The organism is Bradyrhizobium sp. MOS003, assembly GCF_003020125.1.
Taxonomy (GTDB): Bacteria; Pseudomonadota; Alphaproteobacteria; order Rhizobiales; family Xanthobacteraceae; genus Bradyrhizobium.
Genome location: NZ_PYFW01000008.1, coordinates 51,749 through 75,138 on the forward strand (window position 1 = coordinate 51,749; position 23,390 = coordinate 75,138).

The following is a 23,390-nucleotide window of genomic DNA, read 5'->3' on the forward strand; positions in this document are numbered from 1 at the left end:
CAAAGAAAAGGGCTGCGAACGGATGGCGAGAAGCGTCACGGCGAAGAAGAGCGTCAAGCCGGGAAAACCGCCTTACGTGCTCGATGAGCAGGTCGGCTTCATCCTGCGTCAGGTCTGGCAGCGCCACAGCTCGATCTTCTCCCGCGATATCGGCACCAATCTGACGCCGACGCAGTGGGCGGCATTGTCGAAACTCGCCGAGACCGGGCCGTGCTCGCAAAACCAGCTCGGCCGGCTTACGGCGATGGACGTCGCGACCATCAAGGGCGTGATCGACCGCCTGACCGCGCGCGGGTTGACCGAGACCAGCCAGGATCCTGAGGACGGTCGGCGGCTCCTTGTCAGCCTGACGCGTGCCGGTCAGCAGCTTTCGGAGAAGGTCGCGCCGAACGCGCTCGCCATCACGCGCGAGACGCTGGCACCGCTCGATCCCAAGGAGCGCGAGATGCTGATGGCGCTGTTGAACAAGCTGCGGTAACGACGGTGCCGTCGGGTGGGCAAAGCGGCTCGTCCGCCGTAGCTCGCAGAGCGAAGGCGCAAGCGTGCCCCCCATCTTGTCAGTCAGGAAAAGATCGTGGGCACGGCGCGTCGCGCCTTTGCCCACCCTACGGCAGTTGAACAAGCTGCGAGAATTGGCGACTAACCTCGATGAGGGTTTTGTCGAGGTCTTTAGTCATGAGAGCCGCCACGAAATTTGCATTGGTCTTGAGTCTAAGTGCGGCGGTGGCGGGAGCATGTGCGCCTGCCTTTGCTGCGCAGCCCTACGAGGGCTTCTGGGCGTCCACCAAAAAGGATTGCCGCGACGACGACAGCCCCAACCGCATGAGCATCGAGGGTGGCAATCGGCTGTATTGGTACGAGACGCGGTGCCGCGCCAGCGAGATCACCGCCGGCGGAAAGCTCGGCTGGAAGATGAAGCTCGCCTGCGAAGGCGAAGGCGAGAAGTTTCGCTCCAATCCCCGGGTCTCCATCGCCACGGACGGCAAGCTGGTGATGGACAACGGACCAGTCGGGCGTGACAAGCGCCAGACCTATGTGCGTTGTGAGATCGCGAAGAAGCGCTGATCTTGAACGCCTACGTCTTGCCCGGCCATTTGGCGCGGTAGCGGATTTCGCTGCCGTCGCCGAGCCGCCGCCACGTTCCGAACTCCGGCGTATGCGGCGCCCGGGCGCTCAGATCGATCGGATAAATCCGGCTCGGTTGGCCCTGGATGTCCACGGCGAGCTGCCGGTGCGAGGTTCGAAACGCGAGCTCGACCTCGCCTGCGATGACTGGTTGGTCGCCGTCACGATGAAAGGCGGCCGGGGTCACTTCGCCGGGCATGGTATTGAGGTCGGTCTGCAATTCGATGGTGATGCCCTGGGCTGATGTCGGCACCGTGACCCCGGCCGGAAAACGGACCTCGAATACGAGCAGGGGATTGGCGCCGTTGCGGTTGAGCCAGGGCGTTGCCGTCGCGTAAGCGTAGGCAATGTAGATGCCGATCCCGGCGGCGCAGAGCAGGACGACGACGCCGAGCGATTTCAGGCTGTTGCGTGCGACGCTGCCATTGCTGGTGTCCTCGCCCGAACGCGTCACCAGCCAGTTTGCGAACACCGCGCCGCCGATCGCGCCGATGGGGGAGTAAACGAAAAGTCCCACAAGCCCCGCTGTTATGGGATCCGCCCGGTTGCCGAAATCGACCAGAGAAAGCAGCACGAAGCTCGCGACATAACCCGCCACCGCGCCGGCAACGCCGACGGCTATCCGTGATGAGTTCTTCATGTCTCCCCCGATGGTCCAGCAATGAACTGCCGCCACCGAGGGCTGCCTGCGTTAGACGCAGCAGGCCGCAGACTTGTTCAACGCCATCGCGGGGCGATGCGGAGCGGAGGGGCGCTCCGTATGCGTCACTTCGCCACGATTTCCGGCACCTTGCCGGCGGGCGGCGTGTTGCGGCTGCGCTGGGTGCGCACGATGCCGTCGATGATGGTCATGCCGATGCCGGGAAGGTCGCCGAGCTGGACGCTCTCCAGGATGGTCTTGCCGGGCGAGTGCTGCGCCTTGTCCATGATGACGAAATCGGCGGCGCGGCCGACCTCGATCAGGCCGCAGTCGAGCTGCCGCATCCGCGCCGTGTTGCCGGTGGCGAGGCAGAACGCGATCTCGGCCGGCAGCTCGCCAATCGAAGACAGCATCGAGACCATGCGCAAAATGCCGAGCGGCTGCACGCCGGAGCCGGCCGGCCCGTCAGTGCCCAGGATGACGCGATGCAGGTCGCCCATCTCGCGCGCGATGCGCAGCGTGTAGAGCGCCGAACGCTCGTTACCGTTGTGGACGATCTCCAGCCCGCGCTTGCAGCCCTCGCAAATGCAGCGGATCTGGTCGTCGGGCAGGGCGGTGTGTCCGCCATTGATATGGCCGACCACGTCGGTGTCGGCCTCCAGCACCACGTCCTTGTCGATCAGGCCGGAGCCGGGGATCGAGGGGCCGCCGGTGTGGATCGTGCTCTGGATGCCATACTTGCGGGCCCAGCCGACCATTTTTCGTGCAGTGGGTCCGTCCTTCACGCCGCCAAGGCCGACTTCGCCGAGCAGCTTGACGCCGGCGGCGGCCAATTCCTTGAAGTCCTCCTCGACCATCTCGCATTCGATGACGGGCGCACCGGCGTGAACTTTCACGCCGCCCGGACGCAAGGTCCAGAACGCGCGCTGGGCGAAGATCGCCATGGCCTTCAGGCCCACCACGTCGCGGGGGCGGCCGGGCATGTGAACTTCGCCCGCCGAGATCATGGTGGTGATGCCGCCATGGAGCGAGCTGTCGATCCAGCCGGTCTGGTTCTGCCGCGGTGTCCAGTCGCCCGCGACGGGGTGGACGTGGCTGTCGATCAGGCCGGGGGTCACCGTCGTGCCGTTGGCGTCGACGATGGTGGTTGCGCCTTCGGTGTTGAGGTCCTTGTAGCGGCCGATCGCGGTGATCTTGCCGTTCTCGGCGACGATGGTGTCGCCGTCCAGGATCGGCTTTTCCAGCGCGCCGGAGAGGATCAGGCCGATATTCCGGATCACGAGTTTCGACGGTCCGGTGGCCTGGGGTGCGTCATGCGCCATGGAAGGGGTCCTTGTCCTTAACTGCAACGCTCCCGATCTTGGGCAGCCTTGACCCCGGGAGCAAGCGGGATTATTCATTAGTATACGAATGATCGTGTACAAACGACGCATAGCTGCCCCGCCTCGACAACCGCATTGACGCGCCACGGATAGGTGAGATGAGCAATTTCAATCAGGAAAGCGTTTTGAGCGTCCACCACTGGACCGACACGCTGTTCTCCTTCAAGACGACCCGCAGCCCGACCTTCCGCTTCCGCAACGGCGAATTCACCATGATCGGGCTCAAGGTCGGCGAGAAGCCGTTGCTGCGGGCCTATAGCGTCGCCAGCGCCAATTACGAGGACACGCTGGAATTCTTCTCGATCAAGGTGCCCGACGGTCCGCTGACCTCGCGGCTCCAGCATCTCAAGGAAGGCGACGAGATCATCGTCAGCCGCAAGGCCACCGGCACGCTGGTGATCGACAATCTGGAGGAGGGGCGCAACCTCTATCTGATCGGCACCGGCACCGGCCTTGCGCCGTTCCTGAGCGTGATCAAGGACCCCGAGACCTACGAGCGGTTCGAGAAGGTCGTGCTGCTGCACGGTTGCCGGCACGTCAAGGAACTCGCCTATGGCGAGATGATCACGGAGACGCTGCCGAAGGACGAACTGATCGGCGAGTACATCCAGAACCAGCTGATCTACTACCCGACCGTGACCCGCGACCCCTTCCGCAACCGCGGCCGCATCACCGATCTCATCACGTCCGGCAAGCTGTTCGCCGATATCGGCCTGCCGGCACTGGAGGCCGCCCACGACCGCGTCATGATCTGCGGCAGCCCGGCCCTTGTCGCAGACACCCGCGTGCTCCTGGGCGAACGCGGCTTGATCGAGGGCAATCACGGTGAGCCGGCCCAATTCGTGGTCGAAAAGGCCTTTGCCGAGCGCTGAGCGCGGAATTCGCGCGCAATAAGACCGTAGTTTCGCCGCTCCACAGGCGTTGCGGCGCCGATTCGGCGCGCGATACACTGTGGGCGCGAATCAGCGGAGTTCCCACATGGTTGCGGACAGCGACAGCCACATCGCCTGGCACCGGGTCCAGTTGAAGAAGAACCGCGCCGAGTTGAAGGCGCTCGAGACCGCGCGCTTCACGATGGGCGAAATCGCCTCCTCGAAGCGGAGCGGCCAGACCCAGAAGACGGTCGCGGAACTCAAGCGCAAGATCGCGCAGTCCGAGCGCGTCATCGCCGATCACGACAAGCGCACGCGCCGGCCGCTCGGCACCGACCTGCAGAGCCTCAGCAATGGCAGTTGGAGTCATTGGGACGCATACACGCAACAGCAGCGCAAGTCGGGGCAGCGTTCGCCGGGAGGCGGATAGGTCGTCTCCTCGCGCGAGTTCCGACCCCTTGCGCGTCGGTCCGCCCATACCATCTGGGTGAGACGCCCATAATCACTCCGGTGATCCCATGACAGCGCGCCTCGATTTCACCAGCGAGGCCTTCTTCCGCGATCCGCCCAAGGCGATCGCGGCGTTGCGCATGTCCGGTCCTTTCGTCGCGTCGCGATTTCCCCTGGTCGGCGATGTCTGGATCACCACGACCCATGACGCGGCGGCACAGGTTCTGAAGGACGGCGCAACCTTCACGCTGCGCAAGGAGGATGGCGACCTCGCGGGTCTGCGCTGGTGGATGCCGAGCTACGTCAGGACCGTCGCCAACAACATGCTGACGATGGACGAACCTGACCATACCAGACTCCGCAGCATCGTGGACGAGGCCTTTCGCCGCCGTGCCATCGTCGCGATGGAGCCGCGCATCCGCGCTATTGCCGATGGCCTTGCCGACGAGCTGTTCGCACAGGGACGTCCAGCCGATCTGGTCCAGCGCTACGCGCGAATCCTGCCGCTCGCCGTGATCTCCGAGCTGCTGGGCCTGCCTCTGGCCGACCGGCCCAAATTCATCGCCTGGGGCAACGCGATGTCCTCGCTGACCAACGTCGTCGGTTTCTTCCGTTTGCTGTGGACCTTTCGCAAGATGAGGGCCTATCTCGAACGGCAATTGCAGGCCGCGCGCGTGCATGGCGGTGAGGGCCTGATTGCCGAATTGGTCCAGGTCGAGCGCGAAGGAGCCGAGATCACGCCGGATGAAATGGTCTCCATGGTGCTCCTGCTGCTCGCAGCCGGCTCCGAGACGACCACGCATCTCATCAGCGGATCCGCCTACGAGCTGCTCCGACGTCCAGACTTGCGCGACTGGCTGGAGCAGGACTGGAGTCGCGCAGGGCTCGCGGTGGAGGAGTTCCTGCGCTTTGTCTCGCCGGTGCAATTTTCAAAACCGCGCTATGTGCGGCGGGACGTCGAGGTCGAGGGCGTGCATCTGAAGAAGGGCGACCGTGTCATGGTGATGCTCGCCGCCGCCAACATGGATCCGGCGGTGCATGATCGTCCCGAAAGCCTCGATCTGAAACGCAAGCCGAACCGACACATGTCGTTCGGAACGGGAATCCATTTCTGCCTCGGCCATCAGCTCGCGCGCATCGAGGCGACCTGCGCGCTGGAAGCACTGTTCGTGCGATGGCCAAGACTTGGTCTCGCCGTCAATCCCGCCGAGGTCCGCTGGCGGCGGCGGCCGGGGATTCGCATGATCGCGCAATTGCCCGTGAGCGCTGACGCACGTGAGGGGCGTCAGCCAGCCGGGAGCAATGCCGCGCGGCTGCTCGCAAGTTAAGGGGAACCGCCATCGCTATACCCTCATGCGACTGCGAGACAAAAACCTGGCGTTGGCCACATGCGGCCCACGGGTTACGAGGAGCCCGAAGATCAGGCGCCGTCATGAGCCCGTCAACTTCTTCGCAGCGACAAGCTCTCTCTCCCAGCCGAACACCGAACGACCGTCGAGGTCGGGGGAGGCCGCGCGCTCGCCGGCGATGTAGGACTCGACCGATGGTCCGCTCGCGGCGCGTTCCAGCCGCCGCGCTTGGTCGTCTAGGCGCTTGATTGCCTGCATCTCCTCGTCACGTCCGAGCTTCGCGTTCTGGATCGCGTCCTTCAGCACGCGGATGGTCTCGTCGTAGACCTTGATCGGGACGGGATAGGGATGCCGGTCCTTGCCGCCATGGGCGAGCGAGAAACGCGCGGGGTCCCTGAAGCGATAAGGTGCGCCGTGCACGACCTCCGCGACCATCGCGAGCGAGCGCACGGTGCGTGCTCCGACTCCCGGCGTCAGCAACAGTTCCGGGAAATCGACCGGGCCGCGTTCGGCGGCTGCGGCGAGGGTGCCGTGCAGGCGCCGTGCGAACACATCCTTGGGTCGGACATCGTGGTGCGCGGGCATGATCAGATGCGGCAACATAGCCTGCGCAGGCTCGGGCGCGGTCCCGGTAAGTCGTTCGAATTCGGTGAGGATACGATCCGGGCCGAGACCGAAGAGCAGTTCGAGCTGCGCGCTGCGCGATATATCGGCGCGATGGTCGGTGAGATTGACGATCTCCCCCTGTTGCGGCCCGTCGATCGCGCTGTGCGGCGTATCGACAAAACTCTTCAGCGCCTCCGAGTGCCAGTGATAGCGGCGGGCCTGCCGCTTGTCGCCGTTCATGCCCTGCTGCACCACCGTCCATTTCGCGTCGGCGGTGACGAAGAAGCCATGCAGATAGAGGTCGAAGCCGTCCTGAACGGCCGCGCTGTCGACCTTCGCCACCAAACGGCTGGCGCGGGTCAGCTTTGCGCCGTCGAATCCGACGCGGTCGCCGAGCTGCATCAACTCGTCCGGCGTCTTGCGCGAATGCCGGCCTCGACCGCCGCAGACGTAAATCCCGAGCTCGTCCTGAAGCGGACCGAGCCCACGCTTCAGCGCGCCGATCACGGAGGTGGTTATCCCCGAAGAGTGCCAGTCCATCCCCATCACGGCGCCGAACGACTGGAACCAGAACGGATGGGACAGCCGCTGGAGAAATGCATCGCGCCCGTAATGATGCACGATCGCCTGCGTGACGATCGATCCGAGCGAAGCCATGCGGCTCGCGAGCCACGGCGGAACTCGTCCACTGTGCAAGGGAAGATCGGCGCTGCCGGTACGTCTGGTCATGATGCCTCAAATTAGCGCAGTTCGGAGACGCTTGCATCTGCGGAATGCTGCGTTGCACGAGGCGGGGGAGCGAAGCCGGCCGGGAGGCGTTGAGCGGGCTACGCGAACGCAATGACGGAACCAATCGATGAACTTGCAGGCCCTGATGGCCCACATCGACAAGATGTTTGGCTGGATACCGACATGGTTCATCGGCCTCAGCCTGATTGCCGGTGCGATCCTGCTGGCACTGTTCTTCTACCGGATCGCCACATGGCTGCTGAACCGCGCCTTCGAAACGCGCATTCCGCTGCTGAGCGTATTCATCGAGCGGACGGCGGGCCCCGCCCAGCTGGCGCTTTGTCTGGCGGCCGTCGCACTGGTGCTGCCTCTCGCGCCGCTCGGCGACACGATCCGCACGCCGATGATGCGCCTGTTCGTCGTGGCCTTCATCGCCCTGATCGGCTGGATTTCGATCCGGATCGTCGACATGAGCGCGGCGCGCTATCTGCAGAATTTCCGCGATGTCACCGAGAATTTCGTTGCGCGCAAGCACGTCACGCAAGTGCGCGTGTTCAAGCGCGTCACCGACACCATCATCGTCGTCATCACGGTGTCCGCCGCATTGATGACATTCGATTCGGTTAGGCAATATGGCGTCAGCCTGTTCGCCTCCGCCGGTGCGGCCGGTATCATCGTCGGTCTTGCCGCGCGGCCGCTGCTCAGCAATCTGATCGCGGGCTTGCAGATCGCGATCACCCAGCCGATCCGCATCGAGGACGCCGTGATCATCGAGAACGAGTGGGGCTGGGTCGAGGATATCGCCTCGACCTATGTCGTGATCCGGCTCTGGGACTGGCGCCGCATGGTGGTGCCGCTGTCCTATTTTATCGAAAAGCCGTTCCAGAATTGGACGCGCGACACCGCCTCCCTGATCGGCGTCATCGCGCTCCACGTCGATTACCGCGCGGACGTGCCGCGCATCCGGCGCTGGCTGGAGGAGGCCGTGAAGCAATCCAAGCTCTGGGATGGGGCGGTGGTCAATCTCCAGGTGATCGACGCGGACTCGCGCACCATCGAGCTGCGTGCGCTGGTCAGCGCGCGAAACGCGCCGCAATCCTGGGATCTGCGCTGCGAGATGCGAGAGAAGCTGATCGCCTTCATCCGCGACGAGATGCCGGAGGCGCTGCCGCGCGAGCGGGCGATCCTGATCCCGTCGGCAGACGATGCCGACTTCCCGCAGCCTGTCAGGCCACCGGAAAAGACGCGGGCGAGTACGCGCAATTGACGTTGGCGCGATCAGGCGGCGCCGACCTCGGCCGCGCCGAATTGCCGGTCGGAATGCGGACGCCGCTTGCGCAGTTTACGTCGGGCCCAGATCAGCAGGCCGCAGCTCTCCATCCTCATAGAGGCGCGCCATGACGCGGCCGCCGCGCGTGCCGATCGAGATCACGTGCGCGAGGTCAAATGACGCTTTGTCCACATTGTCGCGTTGATGTGCCGCAAATGGAAACGAGGTTATCGGCGATGCTGCGATCGCCAATCGTTCGCAGGCTCGAGCGCCGTCGACATTTGTGAAGCGGCCGTGCGGCCACTGCTCTTCCGTCACGAAACGATGGAGCGGGCAGCGCGTCCTGGCCGGCAGCGTGCGGTCGGAGGTCGTGCCTGTGGTGACGCCGATTGAAGTGCCTCACTGGGCGCGGATGTTCGCGGCCTTCAGCACCGGCTCCCATTTGGTCGCCTCGGCGTGCATGTAGGCGTCGAACTCCTTGGGCGAAGAGCCGACCGGCGCGGCGCCGATCTTTCCGAGCGTCGACAGTACGTTCGGATCCTGCAGCGCTGCCTTGAGATCGGTCTCGAGCTTCGCCACGATCTCCGGCGGCATTTTGGCCGGACCGAGCACGCCCCACCAGACCGAGACGTCGTAACCGGAGACGCCGGATTCTGCGACGGTCGGAACGTTGGGCAGCGCCTTGGAGCGCTCGGCCGAGGTCACGGCAAGCGCGCGCACCGGGCCACCTTCGAGCTGGCCGATCGCTTCCGCGAGCGGATTGATGCTGAGCGGTATCTCGCCTGCTATCACGGCGGTCAGCGCCGGCGCGCCGCCCTTGTAGGGGATCGCGACGATCTTGGTGCCGGACATGTATTTGAGCAGCTCACCCGCGAGATGCGCCGAGGTGCCGTTGCCGGACATGCCGTAAGACAGCTTGTCGGGCTCTTTCTTCGCCGCGGCCAGAAGATCGGCGAGCGTCTTGTACGGGCTGTCCTTGGCCACGAGGATCGCGAGCGGCGAGGAGGCGATCTCGGTGATCGCGGTGAAGTCCTTGAACGTGTCGTAGGGCACGCTCGGATAGATGAACTGATTGAGCGGATGGCCGCTGGCGACGAGGATCAGCGTGTAGCCGTCGGGTGCGGCCTGCGTCAGCGCCTGCGAGGCAACGATGCCGCCGGCGCCGGGACGATTGTCGACCACCGGCTGCTGCCCCCAGGTCTTGGCCAGCGCTTGGCTCAGCGTGCGCGCGAGAACGTCGACCGCGCCGCCGGCCGCGTAGGGCACGAGGATGTGAACAGGCTTGCTCGGATAATTGTCGGCGGCCCGCGTCGCGCTGCTCGCGAGCAGCAAACCGGCGCCCAGCACCAATCCGCCGAACATCTTCTTCAAACCCGGCATTTTCCCAGTACTCCTTGCGGGCGCACGCATCCTTGCATCGGTTTTCGAGCCGTCCGGATGCCGCCCATGGTTTTTGTTGACGAGACCTGATTTCTTGTACGATAGTACAAATCACATGGTACGCAAGCCCACCAGCAAGGAAACAGCCCGCAAGCCGAACATGCGCGAGGCGATCCTCGCCGCGGCCGAGGAGCTGTTCGCCACCAACGGCTTCAACGCCGTATCGGTGCGCGACATCGCTCAGGCCGCCGGAGCCAATCCCGGCAGCGTCACCTATCATTTCAAGACCAAGGACGGCCTGCTGCTGGAGATCTACCGGCGCCATTGCGGTCCCATGAATTTGCGCCGCTTCGAGCTTCTTGCCGCCGCAAAACGCGTCCGCGATCTCCAGGATCGGCTCGAGGCGATCGTGCGCGCCTATGTGGTGCCTGCCTTCACCTCGGGCAGCGATCTCGCCGGCGGCGGGGCACGCTTCACGCGGCTGCGGGCCGTGATGTCGGCGGAGGGCAACGAGGTCGCGCGAAAAATCATCGCGCAGACCTTCGACGACACCAGCCACGCTTTCATCGATGCGATCCACGAGAGCCTGCCGCATATTCCGCGCACCGACATCGTCTGGCGCAGTCACTTCCTGCTCGGCGCACTCTATTACTCGCTGGTGACGCCGGGCCGCGTCTCGCGCCTGTCGCGCGGCGAAGCCGACGGTGGCGATGCCGCCAGCGCCATCGAGCAGCTGGTGCAGGCCACGGTCGCCGCGTTCCAGGCGCCGCCGCTCGATCATGCCGCGCCGGCGCGGCGGCGGCCGGTCGTCGGAAGCAAGACTTGAAAGACGCGGCTTCGCCCGGTGGTTGAAGTGATGACGATGATGTACGCGCCCACCATTCCGCCGCCCGATCCGAACACGCGCACGCCGAAGTTCAAATTGCCAAAACTATCCTGCGACGCGCATTGCCACATCTTCGGGCCCGGTGCGAAATACCCTTATGCGCCGGACCGATCCTACACGCCGCCGGATGCGCCGCTCGAAGATTTCAGGGCGCTGCATGCCAGGCTGGGCGTCGAGCGCGCCGTCATCGTCAATGCCAGCGTGCACGGCACTGACAACAGGGTGGCGCTCGATGCGATCGCGCAGAGTAACGGCACCTACCGCGCGGTCGCCAACATCGACGGCGCCATTACCGAGCGCGAGCTACGCGCGCTTCACGAAGGCGGTTTTCGCGGCTGCCGCTTCAATTTCGTCCGCCATCTCGGCGGCGTGCCCGACAAGGACGTATTCGACCGCGTCATCGCGATGGTCGCGCCGCTCGGCTGGCACATCGACCTGCATTTCGATGCGATCGACCTGCCTGACCATGCCGACATGCTGGCAAGGCTGCCGCTGAGCTACACGATCGACCATATGGGACGGGTGAAGGCCTCCGAAGGGCTCGACCAGCTCCCGTTCAGGATTCTGATCGAACTGATGCGGCGCGAGGAGAAGTGCTGGGTCAAGATCTGCGGTTCGGAGCGGGTGTCTTCCAGCGGTCCGCCCTTTACCGACGCGGTGCCATTCGCGCGAAAGATCGTCGAGACCGCGCCGGATCGCGTCATCTGGGGCACCGACTGGCCGCACCCCAACGTCAAGGTGATGCCGAATGACGGCGACCTCGTCGATCTGATTCCGCTGTTCGCGCCGGAGCCGGAGTTGCAGCAGAAGATCCTGGTCGACAATCCCGCACGCCTGTTCGGGTTCGACGATGACGGCGCACGCAATCAATCCAGGCATACGAATGAAAGAGGGGAGTTCGTCCCATGAAGACAGGTCTTGTCGTTACTGCCCATCCCGGCGATTTCGTCTGGCGTGCCGGGGGCGCCATCGCGCTGCATGCGAAGAAGGGCTATCGCATGAAGATCGTCTGCATGTCGTTTGGCGAGCGCGGCGAGAGCCAGTTCGCCTGGAAGGAGAAGGGCGCGACGCTGGAATCGGTCAAGGCCGGCCGCAAGGACGAGGCGGAGCGGGCGGCAAAGCTGCTGGGCGCCGAGATCGAGTTCTTCGATTGCGGGGACTATCCGCTCAAGCTCACCGAGGCGCATTTCGATCGCATGGTCGACATCTACCGCGAGCTCAATCCGAGCTTCGTGCTGACCCACGCACTGGAAGACCCCTATAATTTCGACCACCCGAACGCGGCGCATTTCGCGCAGGAGACCCGAATCGTCGCGCAGGCGATGGGGCACAAGCCCGGCGCGCAGTACAAATACTCCGCGCCGCCGGTGTTCCTGTTCGAGCCGCACCAGCCCGAGCAGTGCAATTACAAGCCCGATCTGCTCCTCAAGATCGACGAGGTCTGGAAGGAGAAGTACGAGGCGTTCCAGATACTCGCCGCGCAAAAGCATCTGTGGGGCTATTACGAGCGCGTTGCGCTCAACCGCGGCATTCAGGGCAGCCGCAACACCGGCGTGCCCATGACCTATGGCGAGGCCTATCAGCGCCTGTTCCCAACGGTCGCCGAGGAGCTCGCATGAAGCCGGTCGTCGTTCGCAACATTGAGCGAGCCGATCCCGCCGGCATGGCGGACTACGGTGTCTCGACCGTGCACGAGGCTTTCGGCCGCATGGGCCTGATGAAGCCCTATCTGCGGCCGGTCTGGGCTGGTGCGTCGATTGCCGGACCTGCCGTCACGGTGCTGGCGCAGCCCGGCGACAATTGGATGATCCATGTCGCGGTGGAGCAGTGCAGGAAAGGCGACATCCTCGTCGTCGGCTGCACCACCGACAATACCGACGGCATGTTCGGCGAACTGCTGGCGACCTCGCTGCAGGCGCGCGGCGTGCATGGCCTGATCATCGATGCCGGCTGCCGGGACGTCAAAGCGCTGCACGAGATGAAGTTTCCGGTGTGGTCGCGGGCGGTATCGGCCAAGGGCACGGTCAAGGCGACGCTCGGCTCGGTCAATATTCCCGTCGTTTGCGCCGGCGTCAGCGTCGATCCCGGCGACATCGTCGTCGCCGATGACGACGGCGTCGTCGTGGTGCCGAAGCGCTATGCCGCCGAAGTCGCCGAGAAGGCGAAGAAGCGCAACGCGGACGAAGGCGGCAAGCGCGAGCGGCTTGCCTCTGGTGAGCTGGGTCTCGACATGTACGGCATGCGCGAGGCGTTGGCGAAGGCCGGGCTCGTCTATGTCGACAATCCCGAGGATGTCTGAAGAGAAGCGGAGCGGGTGGATGGATCGCGTCAAGCTGAAGGCCGTGCTCGGCAATCACCCCCACGTTCAGGCTGTAAAGAGTGGCGCACTGCGCTCCGACCTGTTCGATCTCGATTTCGTCGAATACACGCCGACCAACACGGCGTTCAAGCCGATGGTGCGGGAGCAGGCCTTCGACGTCTGTGAAATGGCGATCGTCACCTATCTGATGGCGAAGGCGCACGGCAAGCCGCTGGTGCTGCTGCCAGCAAGCATGCTCGGGCGCTTCCAGCATTCCTATGCGCTCTATAATCCTGCACGGGGAACGCTCGGGCCGTCGGACCTCGAAGGCAAACGCGTCGGCATCCGCTCGTTCACGACGACGACCGGCGCCTGGATCAGGGGCATCCTCGCCAACGATTACGGCGTCGATCTCGACAAGATCCGCTGGGTAACCTTCGAGGATCCCCACGTCGTCGAATATGTCGACACCACCGAACGCGCGCCGAATGACAAGAAGATCCTGCAGATGCTGCTCGACGGCGAGCTCGATGCTGTCCTCGGCGAGACCTCTGATCATCCCGCGTTGAAGCCGCTTTTCCCCCATCCGGCTGCGGAAGCCGCCAAATGGTACGAGCGCCGCGGCGTCGTTCCGATCAATCATCTCGTTGTCGTGACCGAGCAGCTCGCGAAATCGCGCCCCGACGTGGTCATAGGCATCTATGATCTGCTCAAGCAGAACAAGGAGCGGATGGGGCCTGCGGCAGAGCCCGACCTTGTCCCGTTCGGGGTCGAGGCCAACCGGAAGCCGCTGGAGCTGATCGTCGACTACGCATTCCAGCAGGCGCTGATCCCGCGCCGCTATGCGGTCGAGGAGCTTTTCGACGCGACGACACGAGGATTGAAGTGATGGCAGGTGATCCCAGGCGCTGGCAGATCGGGTTGATCGGCTATGGCGAAGTCGGCCGTATCCTGGCCGAGGATTTGCGTCAGCAGGACATCAAGGTCGCAGCCTTCGACGTCAAGCTCGGGGGCGAGCAGGGCGCGCCGCTGGAGGAGCATGCGGCGAAACACGGTGTGACGCTGGCAGCGTCTCATGCCGAACTGACGGCGAAATCTGACTTCATCATTTCCGCCGTCACCGCGAGCCAGGCGGTGCCTGTCGCAAAGGCCTGCGCCGCTGCGATCAACCAGGGCACCTGGTTCCTCGATTTCAACTCGGCTTCGCCCGGGGCCAAGCAGCGCGCCGCTGCGCTGATCGACGGCGCCGCCGGCCGCTATGTCGAGGGCGCCGTGATGACCTCGGTGCCGCCCTATCGCATCAAGGTGCCGCTGCTGCTCGGTGGCCCCGGCGCGAGAGAGCTGGAGCCGCTTCTAAACTCAATCGGCTTTGCCGCCAAGGTCGCGAGCGACAAGCTTGGCGTGTCCTCCGCGGTGAAGATGTGCCGCAGCATCATGATCAAGGGCCTCGAGGCCATGATCATCGAGAGCTTTACCACCGCGCGCGCCTACGGCGTCGAGGACGCCGTGCTGGCCTCGCTCGCGGAAACCTTTCCCGCCATCAATTGGGAGGAGCAGGGCGCCTATTGCTTTCAGCGCGTGATCGAGCACGGTCGCCGGCGTGCCGAGGAAGTGCGTGAGGTCGCCGAAACCGTGCGCGAGGTGGGGCTGACGCCGTGGTCGGCGCAGGGAACAGCCGAGCGTCAGGCCTGGGTGGCCGATCTCGCCGACGAAGGGCTGTTCGGAATGAAGGGCACGAAAGAGTTCGCCCGCAGTGCCGATTGGCGTACCGAGGCAGACCGAATCCTGGCCAGGATCAAACGCTGAGGCCGAACGCGCAAGTTCAGCTCAGGACCCTGCCGCCGTCGCGATAGTTCGAGATTTCGTCCCGGGCGAGTTCGATCAGATCGACCAGGCTCTTGGCTTCGCGGACGACCTGCTCCTTGGCGGGCGCGGTGCGGAACTCGCTGAGGATCATGCGGATGCACTTGTCGGCGGTGTCGAGTGTCCAAAGCGTGCGGGTCTTATCGTCCTGCGTGTGGATCGCCGAAATATCGAGGCTCGACAGGACTTCGCCGATTCCATTCAGTCGCTTGACGGCCGTTTCCGCCGGCGTGCTGGCCCAAATGGAATGATAATCCATGCTACTGAATGCGCTGAACATACACAACTTCTCCACTGAACATACATCATTCAATGCGTCCCCTTAGTATGAGCCGGATGGCATGTTGTGCAATGCGCGCAGCTACGGTCCGGGATTCTACCGGACTCGCGTTGGGCCGTGAAACCGGTCCGGAACGGTCCGATGATCGACTGCGGGTTCCCGTGATTTTACCGTTGGAACCCTGACTGGAAGCGCGTTCAGCTTCCCGGCCGGAGCAGGACCGGCCGCGGCCGTGCAAAGGTCTGCCGGCCATCCTTGAAGCCCATCATGACATCGGGCAGCTCGGCGATCGCGAAGCGGCTGTCTTGCGTGTCGAGCACGATGAGATCGGCGGGATTGCCGACCTTGACGCCGTAATCGTCGAGATTCATCAGCCGCGCCGGCAAATCGGTCACGAGATCGAGGCAAGTGTCGAAATCGCTGACTGAGGCATGCGCGACGTTGGCGTAGAAATTTGCCATCCGCAGCAGCGAGGCGTCGCCGAATGGCGTGAACGGATTGAGGACGTTGTTGGTCGCGACCGAGCACACGACGCCGTCGCCCGCGAGCTTGTGGGCGAGGGTCAGCCCGCGCGGCGCGTTGTGGGTGGCCTCGCGCCCCATCAAATAGAGATCGGTCGCCGGCAGCACGGTGACGGCGACGCCGGCCTTTGCCAGTTGTGCGGTGGCCGCCTTCATCTGCTCCGGCGGCAAGGCCGACAGTTTTGTCGCGTGGCCGATCGCGACGCGTCCACCGTAGTTGCGCCGCTCGGTCTGGCGGCAGACTTCGTCGAGGTGCCACCAGGATGGATCGAGATCGAAGTCGAGATGGAGATCGACATCGACGTCGAATTCCTGCGCGAGATCGAAGATGCGCGCGAGATGGGCGTTCGGATCCGTGTCCATGTAGGGACAGCCGCCGATGGCCTCGCCGCCATCGCGCAGAGCCTGCACCAGCAACTCGTCGCTGCCGGGGTCGTTGGTCAGGCCCTCCTGCGGAAAGACGCAGAGCGACAGGTCGATCGCCCAGCTATAGTCGCGCTTTAGCGACTTGATCGCCTCGAAGCCGCGCAGGCCGATGCGCGGATCGATCTCGATATGGGTGCGCATCCGTGTGGTGCCGTTCACGATGGCGCGCTCGAGCACGCGCGCGCCGCGGGCGTAGACGTCCTCGACGGTGATGTCCTTCTTCATTCCAGCGACGGCGCGGATGGCTTCCGAGACGCTGCCGTGATCGTGCGCGCAGCGGCCGAGCAGGCAGGCCTTGTCGAGATGGATGTGGGTGTCGACGAAGCCGGGCAGGGCGAGATGCCCGCCGAGATCGATCTCGACCGCTTCGCAAGTGAGCTTCGGCTCAATCGCGGCGATCCGGCCGCCCTTCACGCCGATATCGACGGGTGCGGCGGATGAGCGCAACAGCGCGTTACGGAAGATCAGGTCGAAGGCGGGCTGGGTGATCATGGCATGGAATTCAGCTGCGGTAATCTAGCGGAAGGTTCCGGGGGAGGCAGCTCCAGATTGTGTGCAATAGCTCCACCAAATTGTTCAAAAAATGTGCATACACTTTTTGGGTAGGATTGTAGAATGCCGTAGCATGTCCGCCCCAGCGAAAGCCGAACGCCCGATGACCGATGCCGAGATCGTGGAGGCCTATCTGACGGCCTCGATGATACCCGATCCCGACGCCGCCGCGGCTTTCATGAAGCCCGGCACGCTGATCACGTTCACCGGCGGGCGGGAGTTTGATCATCCGCGCGGGCCGACCGGCTTCAACGCCAAGCGCTATCGCTGGGTGAAGAAGAGGATGGACCGGTTCGACGTCTGCCCCGGCGCCGATGAAACCGTCATCTATAGCGTCGGCACGCTCTATGGCGAGTGGATCGACGGCACGCCGTTCGAAGGCAATCGCTATGTCGATCGCTTCGTCGTCAAGGGCGGGCAGATCGTGAAGATGGACGTCTGGAACGACAGCGCCGAGCGGATTCTCGTCCAACGCGGGATCGAGGCCTGATGCGCATGATCCGGAAAAGATGCAGCGGTTTTTCGATCGGATCATGCGCAAATAAGAAAGCCTAAAGCGCAATTCACTGTGCTTTAGCTTCGCGCGACCTTCGGCAGCTTGACCACGCGGTTGCCGGCGATGTCGTCGGCATAGGGCGCGAGAATGTCGAGCAGATCTCGGCCACGCTGCGGGGTGGGGGCGACCAGCGCGCGATTGGCCACCGAATCCAGGTGATGATGCATCAAGTCCATCACCTTGGCCTCATCGCCCTTGGCCAGGGCGGAAATGATGGCGCGGTGCTCGTTGATCGCGCATTCCGTCGAATGCGGCCGGCTGTAGAGCGACAGCGTCAGGCAGCATCGATAGGCGACTTCGCTGACATAGCGCACCAGTATCGGGCTGTTCGTCATCTGCGCGAGCAGGATGTGGAATTCTGTGGCCAGGCGGATCGAGACCGCATCCGTGCCGCCGCGTGCGCCGTCCTCGGCGTCGACATGGGCATTCAGCTCCGCGATCTGCGCCTTGGTCAGCTTGCCGGCGAGTTGGCGAACGACGAGGCGTTCAAGCTCGATACGGATATCGAAGGCATCGCGCGCTTCCTGCCAGCTCGGCGTCGCCACCACCGCGATGCGGTTGCGACGTAGCTCGACGAGGCCCTCGGCCGCGAGTTGCCCCAGCGCGTGGCGCGCAATGGTGCGGCTGACACCGAAGCGCTCACCAAGCGAATCCTCGGGCAGCTTTGCGCCGGGCTCGAGTGCCTGCTCGATGATCGCGCGTCGTAGCGCGCGGCAGATCACGCTGACCTTGTCGGATGATTCAGACGTCTTTTTAGTGGGGCGCGCCGCCATCGGCGAATCCTCGAGAGTGCGGTCGGAAGCTTTTTCTAGCACAGCCGTGGCGCAATCCAGCGCTCCAATTGCATGCAGTTTTGTGCGCTGATTGCCTAAACTGGGATCTGGCCCTTTCGGAGTGCCACTTGGTCAAGTCCTTGATTTTTCGGGGAGCGAAGGCTGGCATCCAGCTTGCATGCACTTTGGCTGTGATGCGCATGCACCCCCAAGACCAGTTTGACGGCCAGCCTGTTCCCGAAGGCACCGCTGTCTCCGCCATCGAGCTCTCCGAGGCTGTCGTGACCTTCGGGCGCGGCGACCGCGCCGTGCCCGCTCTGTCGAAGACCACGCTCAAGATTGCCGACGGCGAGTTTGTCGCACTGGTCGGCCCGTCCGGATGCGGCAAATCGACCATTTTGCGTCTGGTCAGCGGCCTGGTGCAGCCGACCAGCGGCGTCGTCATCGTCGGCGGGCGCGAGGTCGCGGCGCGGGCGATGCGGGTCGGCATGGCGTTTCAGAATCCGACCATGCTGCCCTGGATGACGATCGAGCGGAACATCATGCTGCCGCTGAAGATCGTCGAGCCGTTCCGCTCCAGCTTCCGCAAACTGCGCAACACCGAATTCCGTGACAAGGCCAATGCGCTGCTGGAGCAGGTCGGCCTCAAAGGATTTGGCAACCGGTACCCCTGGCAGCTCTCGGGCGGCATGCTCCAGCGCGCCAATCTCTGCCGGGCGCTGATCCACCAGCCGCGCATGCTGCTGCTCGACGAGCCGTTCGGCGCGCTCGACCAGTTCACCCGCGAGGAACTGTGGGCGATCCTGCAGAACCTCTGGATGACGCACAGGCCGACGGTGCTGCTGGTCACCCACGATCTGCGCGAGGCTGGCTTTCTCGCCAGCCGCATCTGCGTGATGAGCGCGCGCCCCGGCCGCATCCTCGACGACAGCCGCGTCGAGTTCGCCCGGCCGCGCACCGTCGCCATGACCTTCGAGCCGCATTTCGTCGCGCTGAATCAGAAGCTGCGCGCTTTCATCGAGGACGCGCGCAGCGCAGCTACGCAGGGAACAGGCTGATGTTCGGGATCGATATCAGGCAGAAAGCGTGGTCGGCCGGATTGATCGTGCTGTTCTTCGTCGCCTGGGAATTGTTCTGCGTGATCACGGGCATGTCGGACCTCGTGCTGCCGCGGCCGTCACAAGTGTTCGTGACGCTGGTCCAGCGCTTCCCGGTGCTGTGGCCGCATATCCTGCAGACGCTCGGGACCACGATGTTCGGCTTCGTCCTTGGCGTCGCGCTCGGTGTCACGCTCGGCGCGATCATCGGTGTATCGAAGACGGCCTACGACACCTGCTATCCGCTGCTGATCGGCTTCTCCTCGATCCCCAAGGTCGCGGTGGTGCCGATCTTCGTGCTGTGGTTCGGATCGGGCACGGTGCCCGCGGTGCTGACGGCGCTGTCGATCTGCTTCTTTCCGATCGTCGTGAATATCGCGACGGGCCTTGCGACCACGGAGCCGGAGCTCGAGGACGTGTTGAAGGCGCTCGGCGCCAGCAAGTTCGACATCCTCTGGAATGTCGGTCTGCCCCGGACGATGCCGTTCTTCTTTGCTTCGCTGAAGGTCGCGATCTCCTACGCTTTCGTCGGCGCGGTGCTGTCGGAGACGGTCGCCTCCAACCGCGGCATCGGCAATGTCATGATGACCGCGTCCTCCAATTTCAACGTGCCGCTGGTGTTCGCCGGCCTGTTCGTGCTCGCCGGCCTCGGTGTCGCGCTCTACGCCGTGTTTTCGCTGATCGAGGGCCGCGTCACCGGCTGGGCGACGCGCAAGAACGACGTGATTGCCACCTGATTTTCTGAACCGTCACGCAACGAAGCTTGAGGAGGTCTCGATGTTGAGAAAAGTAACTGCCGCGCTGCTGGGATTGGCCCTGTCCACAGGGGCCGCGATGGCCCAGGAGACCACGATCAAGTTCACGCTGGGCTGGAAGACCCAAGGCAGCGATGCGGCTTTCTTCTACGCCAAGGACAACGGCCTCTTCAAAGAGGAGGGCCTGAACGTCGTCATCGACCAGGGCGAGGGCTCGGGTGCCACCGTGACGCGCATCATGTCCGGCGCCTATGACGCCGGCTTCGGCGACGTCAACGCCATTATCCAGAACGCTTCGACCAAGCCGCAGGAGGCGCCCGTCATGGTCTACATGATGTGGAACCAGCCGCCGTTCGCGATCGTCGCCAAGAAGACCAGCGGCATCAACACCATCAAGGATTTTGAGGGCCACACCCTCGGCGGCGCGCAGGGCACGCCGACGACTCGCCTGCTGCCAGTGTTCACGCGCAAGAACGGCCTCGATGGCGAGAAGATCAAGATCTCCAACATGGCGCCGAATCTCCAGGAGCCGATGCTGATCAAGGGCGATATCGACGGCGCGCTCGTTTTCAACATCACCAGTTATTTCAACCTGGTGCTGAACCGCCAGGACCCAGACAAGGACTTCAAATGGTTCTCGTTCGGTGACTACGGTCTCGACCTCTATTCCAACGGCGTCATGGTCTCCAAGAAATTGATCGCGTCGAACCCGAAAGCGGTCGCGGGTCTCGTGCGTGCCATCAACAAGGCCGCGATCGCGGTGGCCAAGGACCAGAATGCCGGCATGAAGGCCGCGCTGAACTACGACAATCTGATCGACGTCGCGGTCGAGAAGCGCCGGCTTCAATATTCGTTCGACAAGCTGATCGTCTCGCCGGAGATGAAGGAGATCGGCGTCGGCGACATCAAGGACGAGCGCATGACCCGCGCCATCGGCATCATCGTCGAAGGCTATCAGCTCGCCCGCGCGCCGACTCCGGCCGAAGTGTTTTCGCGTGAGTTCCTGCCGCCGCGGGCCGAGCGTGAGCTGGTGTATACGGCCAACTGAGCCCGGAGAGAGGGCCATGGCCACGGAGATTTCGGCGACCAGCCTGTTCCGTGGCCCTGATCTCGGCATCAGCGACGATGTCGTGCTGCGGCACGACGGCGGTGTCATCACCGATATCTCGGAAGCAGCGGGAGCCGCCGGCGGCGCGCGCTCCTTCATCATTCCGGCGTTCGTCAATGCCCACGATCATGCCCGCGCCACGGCATCGTCCTTCGGCGCGGTCGGCATGCCCCTGGAAAGCTGGATCCTGCGAACAGCGCTCGGCACGCCGGTCGATCCTTACCTGACCGCAGCCGCTGCGCTCGCCCGCTCCGCAAAGGCCGGCTGCGCGGCCATGATGGTGCACTACACCCGGCCAAGCGGGACGATGCCATTGCTCGACGAGGCCATGGCGATCGCAAGAGCGGCATCCGACGTCGGCATCCGCATGGCCTTTGCGCTCGCGGTGCGCGACCAGAACCCGATCGTTTATGGCGATGCCGAGCCGGCGATCTCGGGACTTCCCGCCGACGATCGCAAGGCCATCGAAGACATCTTCATCCGCGCGCCGATGTCGCCAAAGGCCTATATCGAGCTGACCGACGCCATTGCCGCCGCCATCGCCGGCCCGATGATCGACGTGCAGCTCGGGCCCGCCGGCGTGCAATGGTGCTCGAAGCCGCTGCTGGAGGCGGTTGCCGAGAATTCGGCGCGGACCGGCCGGCGCATCCACATGCATCTGCTGGAGACCGTGTATCAGCGCGCCTGGGCCGACCAGAACTTTCCGGATATGGTGCGCTGGCTTCGCGACGTTGGTTTCCTTTCGGAGCGGCTGACGCTGGCGCATTGTATCCACGCCCGCCCGGACGAGCTGGAGATGATCGCTGCGTCAGGTGCGCGCATCGTCACCAATTTCAGCTCGAACATGCATCTGCGCTCGGGCCTCGCCCCGCTCGCCGCCGCACACAAATGCGGCTGCGCCATCGCGGTCGGCGTCGACGGGCTGGCGCTGGATGAGGACGACGACATCCTGCGCGAGATGCGGCTGGTGCAGATGGTCCATGGCGGCCTCGGCTTCAAGGCGACTTGGACACCGGCCGAGCTGTTCTCTCTCGCCATCCGCAATGGGCGCCGTGCGACCGGGGCGCCCGGGAGCGGGGAGCTCGTCGTCGGCAACCCCGCCGACTATGTCGTGATCGACCTCGATCGGCTCGATCGCGACCGCATCATGCCTGTCGATCCCATGAGGCTGCTGTTCGCGCGCGGCAACGCCTCGCTGGTCAGGGAGGTCGTCGTTTCAGGCAAGACGATCGTCGGCGATGGGGTGTGTGCCGGCGTCGACCTGCCGGCCATCGAGCGGGAGTTGCGGGCCATGTATCGCATCAATGTCGGCAAGCTCGGCGCTTTCGAGCGCATGTGGCCGCAGCTGTCTGAGCGGGTCGCCGGCTGGTTCGGGCAACAGCTCACCTGCGACTAGGCCGGGCGCGACGTCGGCCTTGGTCCGGCCGATCAAAAACCGCGATAGCTGATAAGCGGAACCTCGTCTGGCGATTGATGCCGGCCTGCGCTATCACAGCTGCGGCGGCGCGCCGGCACTGCCGAGACCTCTTCAAGGAGCCCCCGATGCGTCTTCCCACCCTTTTTCTGGCCGTCACATGCCTCGCGAGCGCAGCTTCTGCCGAAGATCTCACGGGCACGCTCCAGAAGATCAAGGAAACCAAGAAGATCACGCTCGGCTATCAGGAGGCGTCGGTCCCGTTTAGCTATCTGGACGGCAACCAGAAGCCGGTCGGCTTTGCCATGGACATCTGCCTTGCGATCGTCGATGCGGTGAAGAAGCAGCTGGGCATGCCCGACATCACCGTGGACACGCTCGCCGTGACCTCGTCGAACCGGATTCCCCTGATGGTCAACGGCACGCTCGACCTGCATTGCTCGGCGACTACCAACAACGCCGATCGACAGAAGCAGGTCGCTTTCACCAACACCCATTTTCTCAGCGCGACGCGCTTTGCTGCCAAGAAGGCCGCGAAGATCAACACCATCGACGACCTCAAGGGCAAGGCGGTCACGGCAGTGGCCGGCTCGGTCAACCTGACCCAGCTCGCCAAGGTCAATACGGAGCGCAACCTCGGCATCAGCGTGATGCCGGCGAAGGACCAGGCCGAGGCCTTCCTGTTGCTGGAAACCGACCGCGCCCAGGCCTACGCACTCGACGACGTGCAGCTCGCGGTCGCGATCGCGCGCTCGAAGGAGCCGCAAGCCTTCATGATCAGCGAAGAAGCGTTCTCCAAGCCCGAGCCCTACGGCATCATGCTGCGGCGTGAGGATGCGCCGTTCAAGGCGCTCGCCGACCGCGCGACTGCGGAGCTCTATGCAAGCCCGGAGATCGATGTGCTCTACAAGAAATGGCTGCAATCGCCGACGCCGCCGAACGGCCTCGACTACAACGTCCCGATGTCGCCCGCCCTGCGCAACGCCTTCAAGAAGCCGAGCTCGAGCGCAGATCCCGACGTGTATGTGGTGAACTGAGGGGGGACGCTGCCGATCGC

The 23,390-nt window shown here is 64.1% G+C and carries 26 protein-coding genes; 18 read left to right on the forward strand and 8 right to left on the reverse strand.

The features are described from left to right. Positions 1 to 22 precede the first annotated feature (22 nt). Both C7G42_RS27605 and C7G42_RS27610 read left to right on the forward strand, forming a co-directional pair. Complete coding sequence (locus tag C7G42_RS27605; RefSeq protein ID WP_106952079.1) at positions 23 to 478, forward strand: MarR family winged helix-turn-helix transcriptional regulator; 456 nt, start codon at positions 23 to 25, stop codon at positions 476 to 478. A gap of 197 nt (positions 479 to 675) precedes the next feature. Next, positions 676 to 1,065, forward strand: coding sequence for a hypothetical protein (locus C7G42_RS27610; protein ID WP_106952080.1), 390 nt, complete (start codon positions 676 to 678; stop codon positions 1,063 to 1,065). Between the two features lie 10 nt (positions 1,066 to 1,075). On the opposite strand, the gene C7G42_RS27615 is transcribed toward C7G42_RS27610, so the two are convergent. Further along, a complete protein-coding gene (locus C7G42_RS27615) occupies positions 1,076 to 1,765 on the reverse strand; it encodes a hypothetical protein (protein WP_106952081.1) in 690 nt (229 codons plus the stop codon). Positions 1,766 to 1,890: 125 nt separating this feature from the next. Further along, complete coding sequence (locus C7G42_RS27620) at positions 1,891 to 3,087, reverse strand: amidohydrolase family protein (protein ID WP_106952082.1); 1,197 nt, start codon at positions 3,085 to 3,087, stop codon at positions 1,891 to 1,893. A gap of 158 nt (positions 3,088 to 3,245) precedes the next feature. Here C7G42_RS27620 and C7G42_RS27625 point away from each other — a divergent pair, with 158 nt between their 5' ends. The 3 genes from C7G42_RS27625 (at position 3,246) to C7G42_RS27635 (ending at position 5,797) form a co-directional block, all read left to right on the forward strand. Then, positions 3,246 to 4,019, forward strand: a complete 774-nt coding sequence (locus C7G42_RS27625) for a ferredoxin--NADP reductase (protein WP_106952083.1) — start codon at positions 3,246 to 3,248, stop codon at positions 4,017 to 4,019. Positions 4,020 to 4,125: 106 nt separating this feature from the next. Then, entirely contained in the window at positions 4,126 to 4,449 is a 324-nt protein-coding gene (locus C7G42_RS27630; RefSeq protein ID WP_106952084.1) for a hypothetical protein, read from the forward strand. 88 nt (positions 4,450 to 4,537) lie between these two features. After that, positions 4,538 to 5,797: a cytochrome P450 gene (locus C7G42_RS27635; RefSeq protein WP_106952085.1), complete on the forward strand. Its 1,260-nt coding sequence runs from the start codon at positions 4,538 to 4,540 to the stop codon at positions 5,795 to 5,797. Positions 5,798 to 5,899: 102 nt separating this feature from the next. On the opposite strand, the gene C7G42_RS27640 is transcribed toward C7G42_RS27635, so the two are convergent. Continuing rightward, positions 5,900 to 7,153: a DUF763 domain-containing protein gene (locus C7G42_RS27640; protein ID WP_106952086.1), complete on the reverse strand. Its 1,254-nt coding sequence runs from the start codon at positions 7,151 to 7,153 to the stop codon at positions 5,900 to 5,902. Between the two features lie 127 nt (positions 7,154 to 7,280). On the opposite strand from C7G42_RS27640, the gene C7G42_RS27645 reads away from it, so the two are divergent. Further along, positions 7,281 to 8,420 carry a mechanosensitive ion channel family protein gene (locus C7G42_RS27645; RefSeq protein WP_106952087.1) on the forward strand — a complete coding sequence of 380 codons (1,140 nt, stop codon included), beginning with the start codon at positions 7,281 to 7,283 and terminating at the stop codon, positions 8,418 to 8,420. 75 nt (positions 8,421 to 8,495) lie between these two features. Here the strand turns inward: C7G42_RS27645 and C7G42_RS35925 are convergent, their stop codons facing one another. Beyond that, positions 8,496 to 8,741, reverse strand: a complete 246-nt coding sequence (locus tag C7G42_RS35925) for a hypothetical protein (RefSeq protein WP_245427996.1) — start codon at positions 8,739 to 8,741, stop codon at positions 8,496 to 8,498. 81 nt (positions 8,742 to 8,822) lie between these two features. Beyond that, the gene (locus tag C7G42_RS27655) at positions 8,823 to 9,803 is read right to left on the reverse strand and encodes a tripartite tricarboxylate transporter substrate binding protein (protein ID WP_106952088.1); all 981 of its coding nucleotides are present in this window, start codon (positions 9,801 to 9,803) and stop codon (positions 8,823 to 8,825) included. A 115-nt stretch (positions 9,804 to 9,918) separates the two neighbouring features. Here C7G42_RS27655 and C7G42_RS27660 point away from each other — a divergent pair, with 115 nt between their 5' ends. The 6 genes from C7G42_RS27660 to C7G42_RS27685 are packed head-to-tail and all read left to right on the forward strand — an operon-like array spanning position 9,919 to position 14,794. Next, positions 9,919 to 10,629 (forward strand): TetR/AcrR family transcriptional regulator, encoded by a 711-nt coding sequence (locus C7G42_RS27660; RefSeq protein WP_106952089.1) that lies wholly within the window; start codon positions 9,919 to 9,921, stop codon positions 10,627 to 10,629. Between the two features lie 30 nt (positions 10,630 to 10,659). Continuing rightward, entirely contained in the window at positions 10,660 to 11,598 is a 939-nt protein-coding gene (locus C7G42_RS27665; protein WP_106952090.1) for an amidohydrolase family protein, read from the forward strand. After that, positions 11,595 to 12,308, forward strand: coding sequence for a PIG-L deacetylase family protein (locus tag C7G42_RS27670; RefSeq protein WP_106952091.1), 714 nt, complete (start codon positions 11,595 to 11,597; stop codon positions 12,306 to 12,308). Before C7G42_RS27665 ends, C7G42_RS27670 begins: the two co-directional genes overlap by 4 nt. Then, entirely contained in the window at positions 12,305 to 12,988 is a 684-nt protein-coding gene (locus C7G42_RS27675) for a 4-carboxy-4-hydroxy-2-oxoadipate aldolase/oxaloacetate decarboxylase (RefSeq protein WP_106952092.1), read from the forward strand. The genes C7G42_RS27670 and C7G42_RS27675 overlap by 4 nt, the downstream gene beginning before the upstream one ends. 19 nt (positions 12,989 to 13,007) lie before the next feature. Then, on the forward strand, positions 13,008 to 13,877 hold the full coding sequence (locus tag C7G42_RS27680; protein ID WP_106952093.1) for a substrate-binding domain-containing protein: 870 nt from the start codon (positions 13,008 to 13,010) through the stop codon (positions 13,875 to 13,877). Next, complete coding sequence (locus tag C7G42_RS27685; protein ID WP_106952094.1) at positions 13,877 to 14,794, forward strand: DUF1932 domain-containing protein; 918 nt, start codon at positions 13,877 to 13,879, stop codon at positions 14,792 to 14,794. The genes C7G42_RS27680 and C7G42_RS27685 overlap by 1 nt, the downstream gene beginning before the upstream one ends. Before the next feature lie 16 nt (positions 14,795 to 14,810). On the opposite strand, the gene C7G42_RS27690 is transcribed toward C7G42_RS27685, so the two are convergent. After that, complete coding sequence (locus tag C7G42_RS27690; RefSeq protein WP_106952095.1) at positions 14,811 to 15,131, reverse strand: hypothetical protein; 321 nt, start codon at positions 15,129 to 15,131, stop codon at positions 14,811 to 14,813. 197 nt (positions 15,132 to 15,328) lie between these two features. Continuing rightward, the gene (locus tag C7G42_RS27695; protein ID WP_106952096.1) at positions 15,329 to 16,570 is read right to left on the reverse strand and encodes an amidohydrolase family protein; all 1,242 of its coding nucleotides are present in this window, start codon (positions 16,568 to 16,570) and stop codon (positions 15,329 to 15,331) included. Between the two features lie 133 nt (positions 16,571 to 16,703). Between C7G42_RS27695 and C7G42_RS27700 the strand changes: the two genes are divergently transcribed. After that, positions 16,704 to 17,120, forward strand: a complete 417-nt coding sequence (locus tag C7G42_RS27700) for a nuclear transport factor 2-like protein (protein WP_199581181.1) — start codon at positions 16,704 to 16,706, stop codon at positions 17,118 to 17,120. A gap of 83 nt (positions 17,121 to 17,203) precedes the next feature. Here C7G42_RS27700 and C7G42_RS27705 read toward each other — a convergent pair whose 3' ends face one another. Then, a complete protein-coding gene (locus tag C7G42_RS27705; RefSeq protein WP_106952098.1) occupies positions 17,204 to 17,959 on the reverse strand; it encodes a GntR family transcriptional regulator in 756 nt (251 codons plus the stop codon). Positions 17,960 to 18,153: 194 nt separating this feature from the next. On the opposite strand from C7G42_RS27705, the gene C7G42_RS27710 reads away from it, so the two are divergent. The 5 genes from C7G42_RS27710 to C7G42_RS27730 all read left to right on the forward strand — a co-directional run bounded on the left by C7G42_RS27710 (position 18,154) and on the right by C7G42_RS27730 (position 23,370). Then, on the forward strand, positions 18,154 to 19,017 hold the full coding sequence (locus C7G42_RS27710; RefSeq protein ID WP_106952099.1) for an ABC transporter ATP-binding protein: 864 nt from the start codon (positions 18,154 to 18,156) through the stop codon (positions 19,015 to 19,017). Continuing rightward, positions 19,017 to 19,793 carry an ABC transporter permease gene (locus tag C7G42_RS27715; RefSeq protein WP_106952100.1) on the forward strand — a complete coding sequence of 259 codons (777 nt, stop codon included), beginning with the start codon at positions 19,017 to 19,019 and terminating at the stop codon, positions 19,791 to 19,793. Before C7G42_RS27710 ends, C7G42_RS27715 begins: the two co-directional genes overlap by 1 nt. Before the next feature lie 40 nt (positions 19,794 to 19,833). Then, positions 19,834 to 20,859 (forward strand): ABC transporter substrate-binding protein, encoded by a 1,026-nt coding sequence (locus C7G42_RS27720; RefSeq protein WP_106952101.1) that lies wholly within the window; start codon positions 19,834 to 19,836, stop codon positions 20,857 to 20,859. A 16-nt stretch (positions 20,860 to 20,875) separates the two neighbouring features. Next, the gene (locus tag C7G42_RS27725) at positions 20,876 to 22,315 is read left to right on the forward strand and encodes an amidohydrolase family protein (RefSeq protein ID WP_106952102.1); all 1,440 of its coding nucleotides are present in this window, start codon (positions 20,876 to 20,878) and stop codon (positions 22,313 to 22,315) included. Positions 22,316 to 22,461: 146 nt separating this feature from the next. Beyond that, the gene (locus C7G42_RS27730) at positions 22,462 to 23,370 is read left to right on the forward strand and encodes an amino acid ABC transporter substrate-binding protein (protein WP_106952103.1); all 909 of its coding nucleotides are present in this window, start codon (positions 22,462 to 22,464) and stop codon (positions 23,368 to 23,370) included. The last annotated feature ends 20 nt before the right edge of the window (positions 23,371 to 23,390 follow it).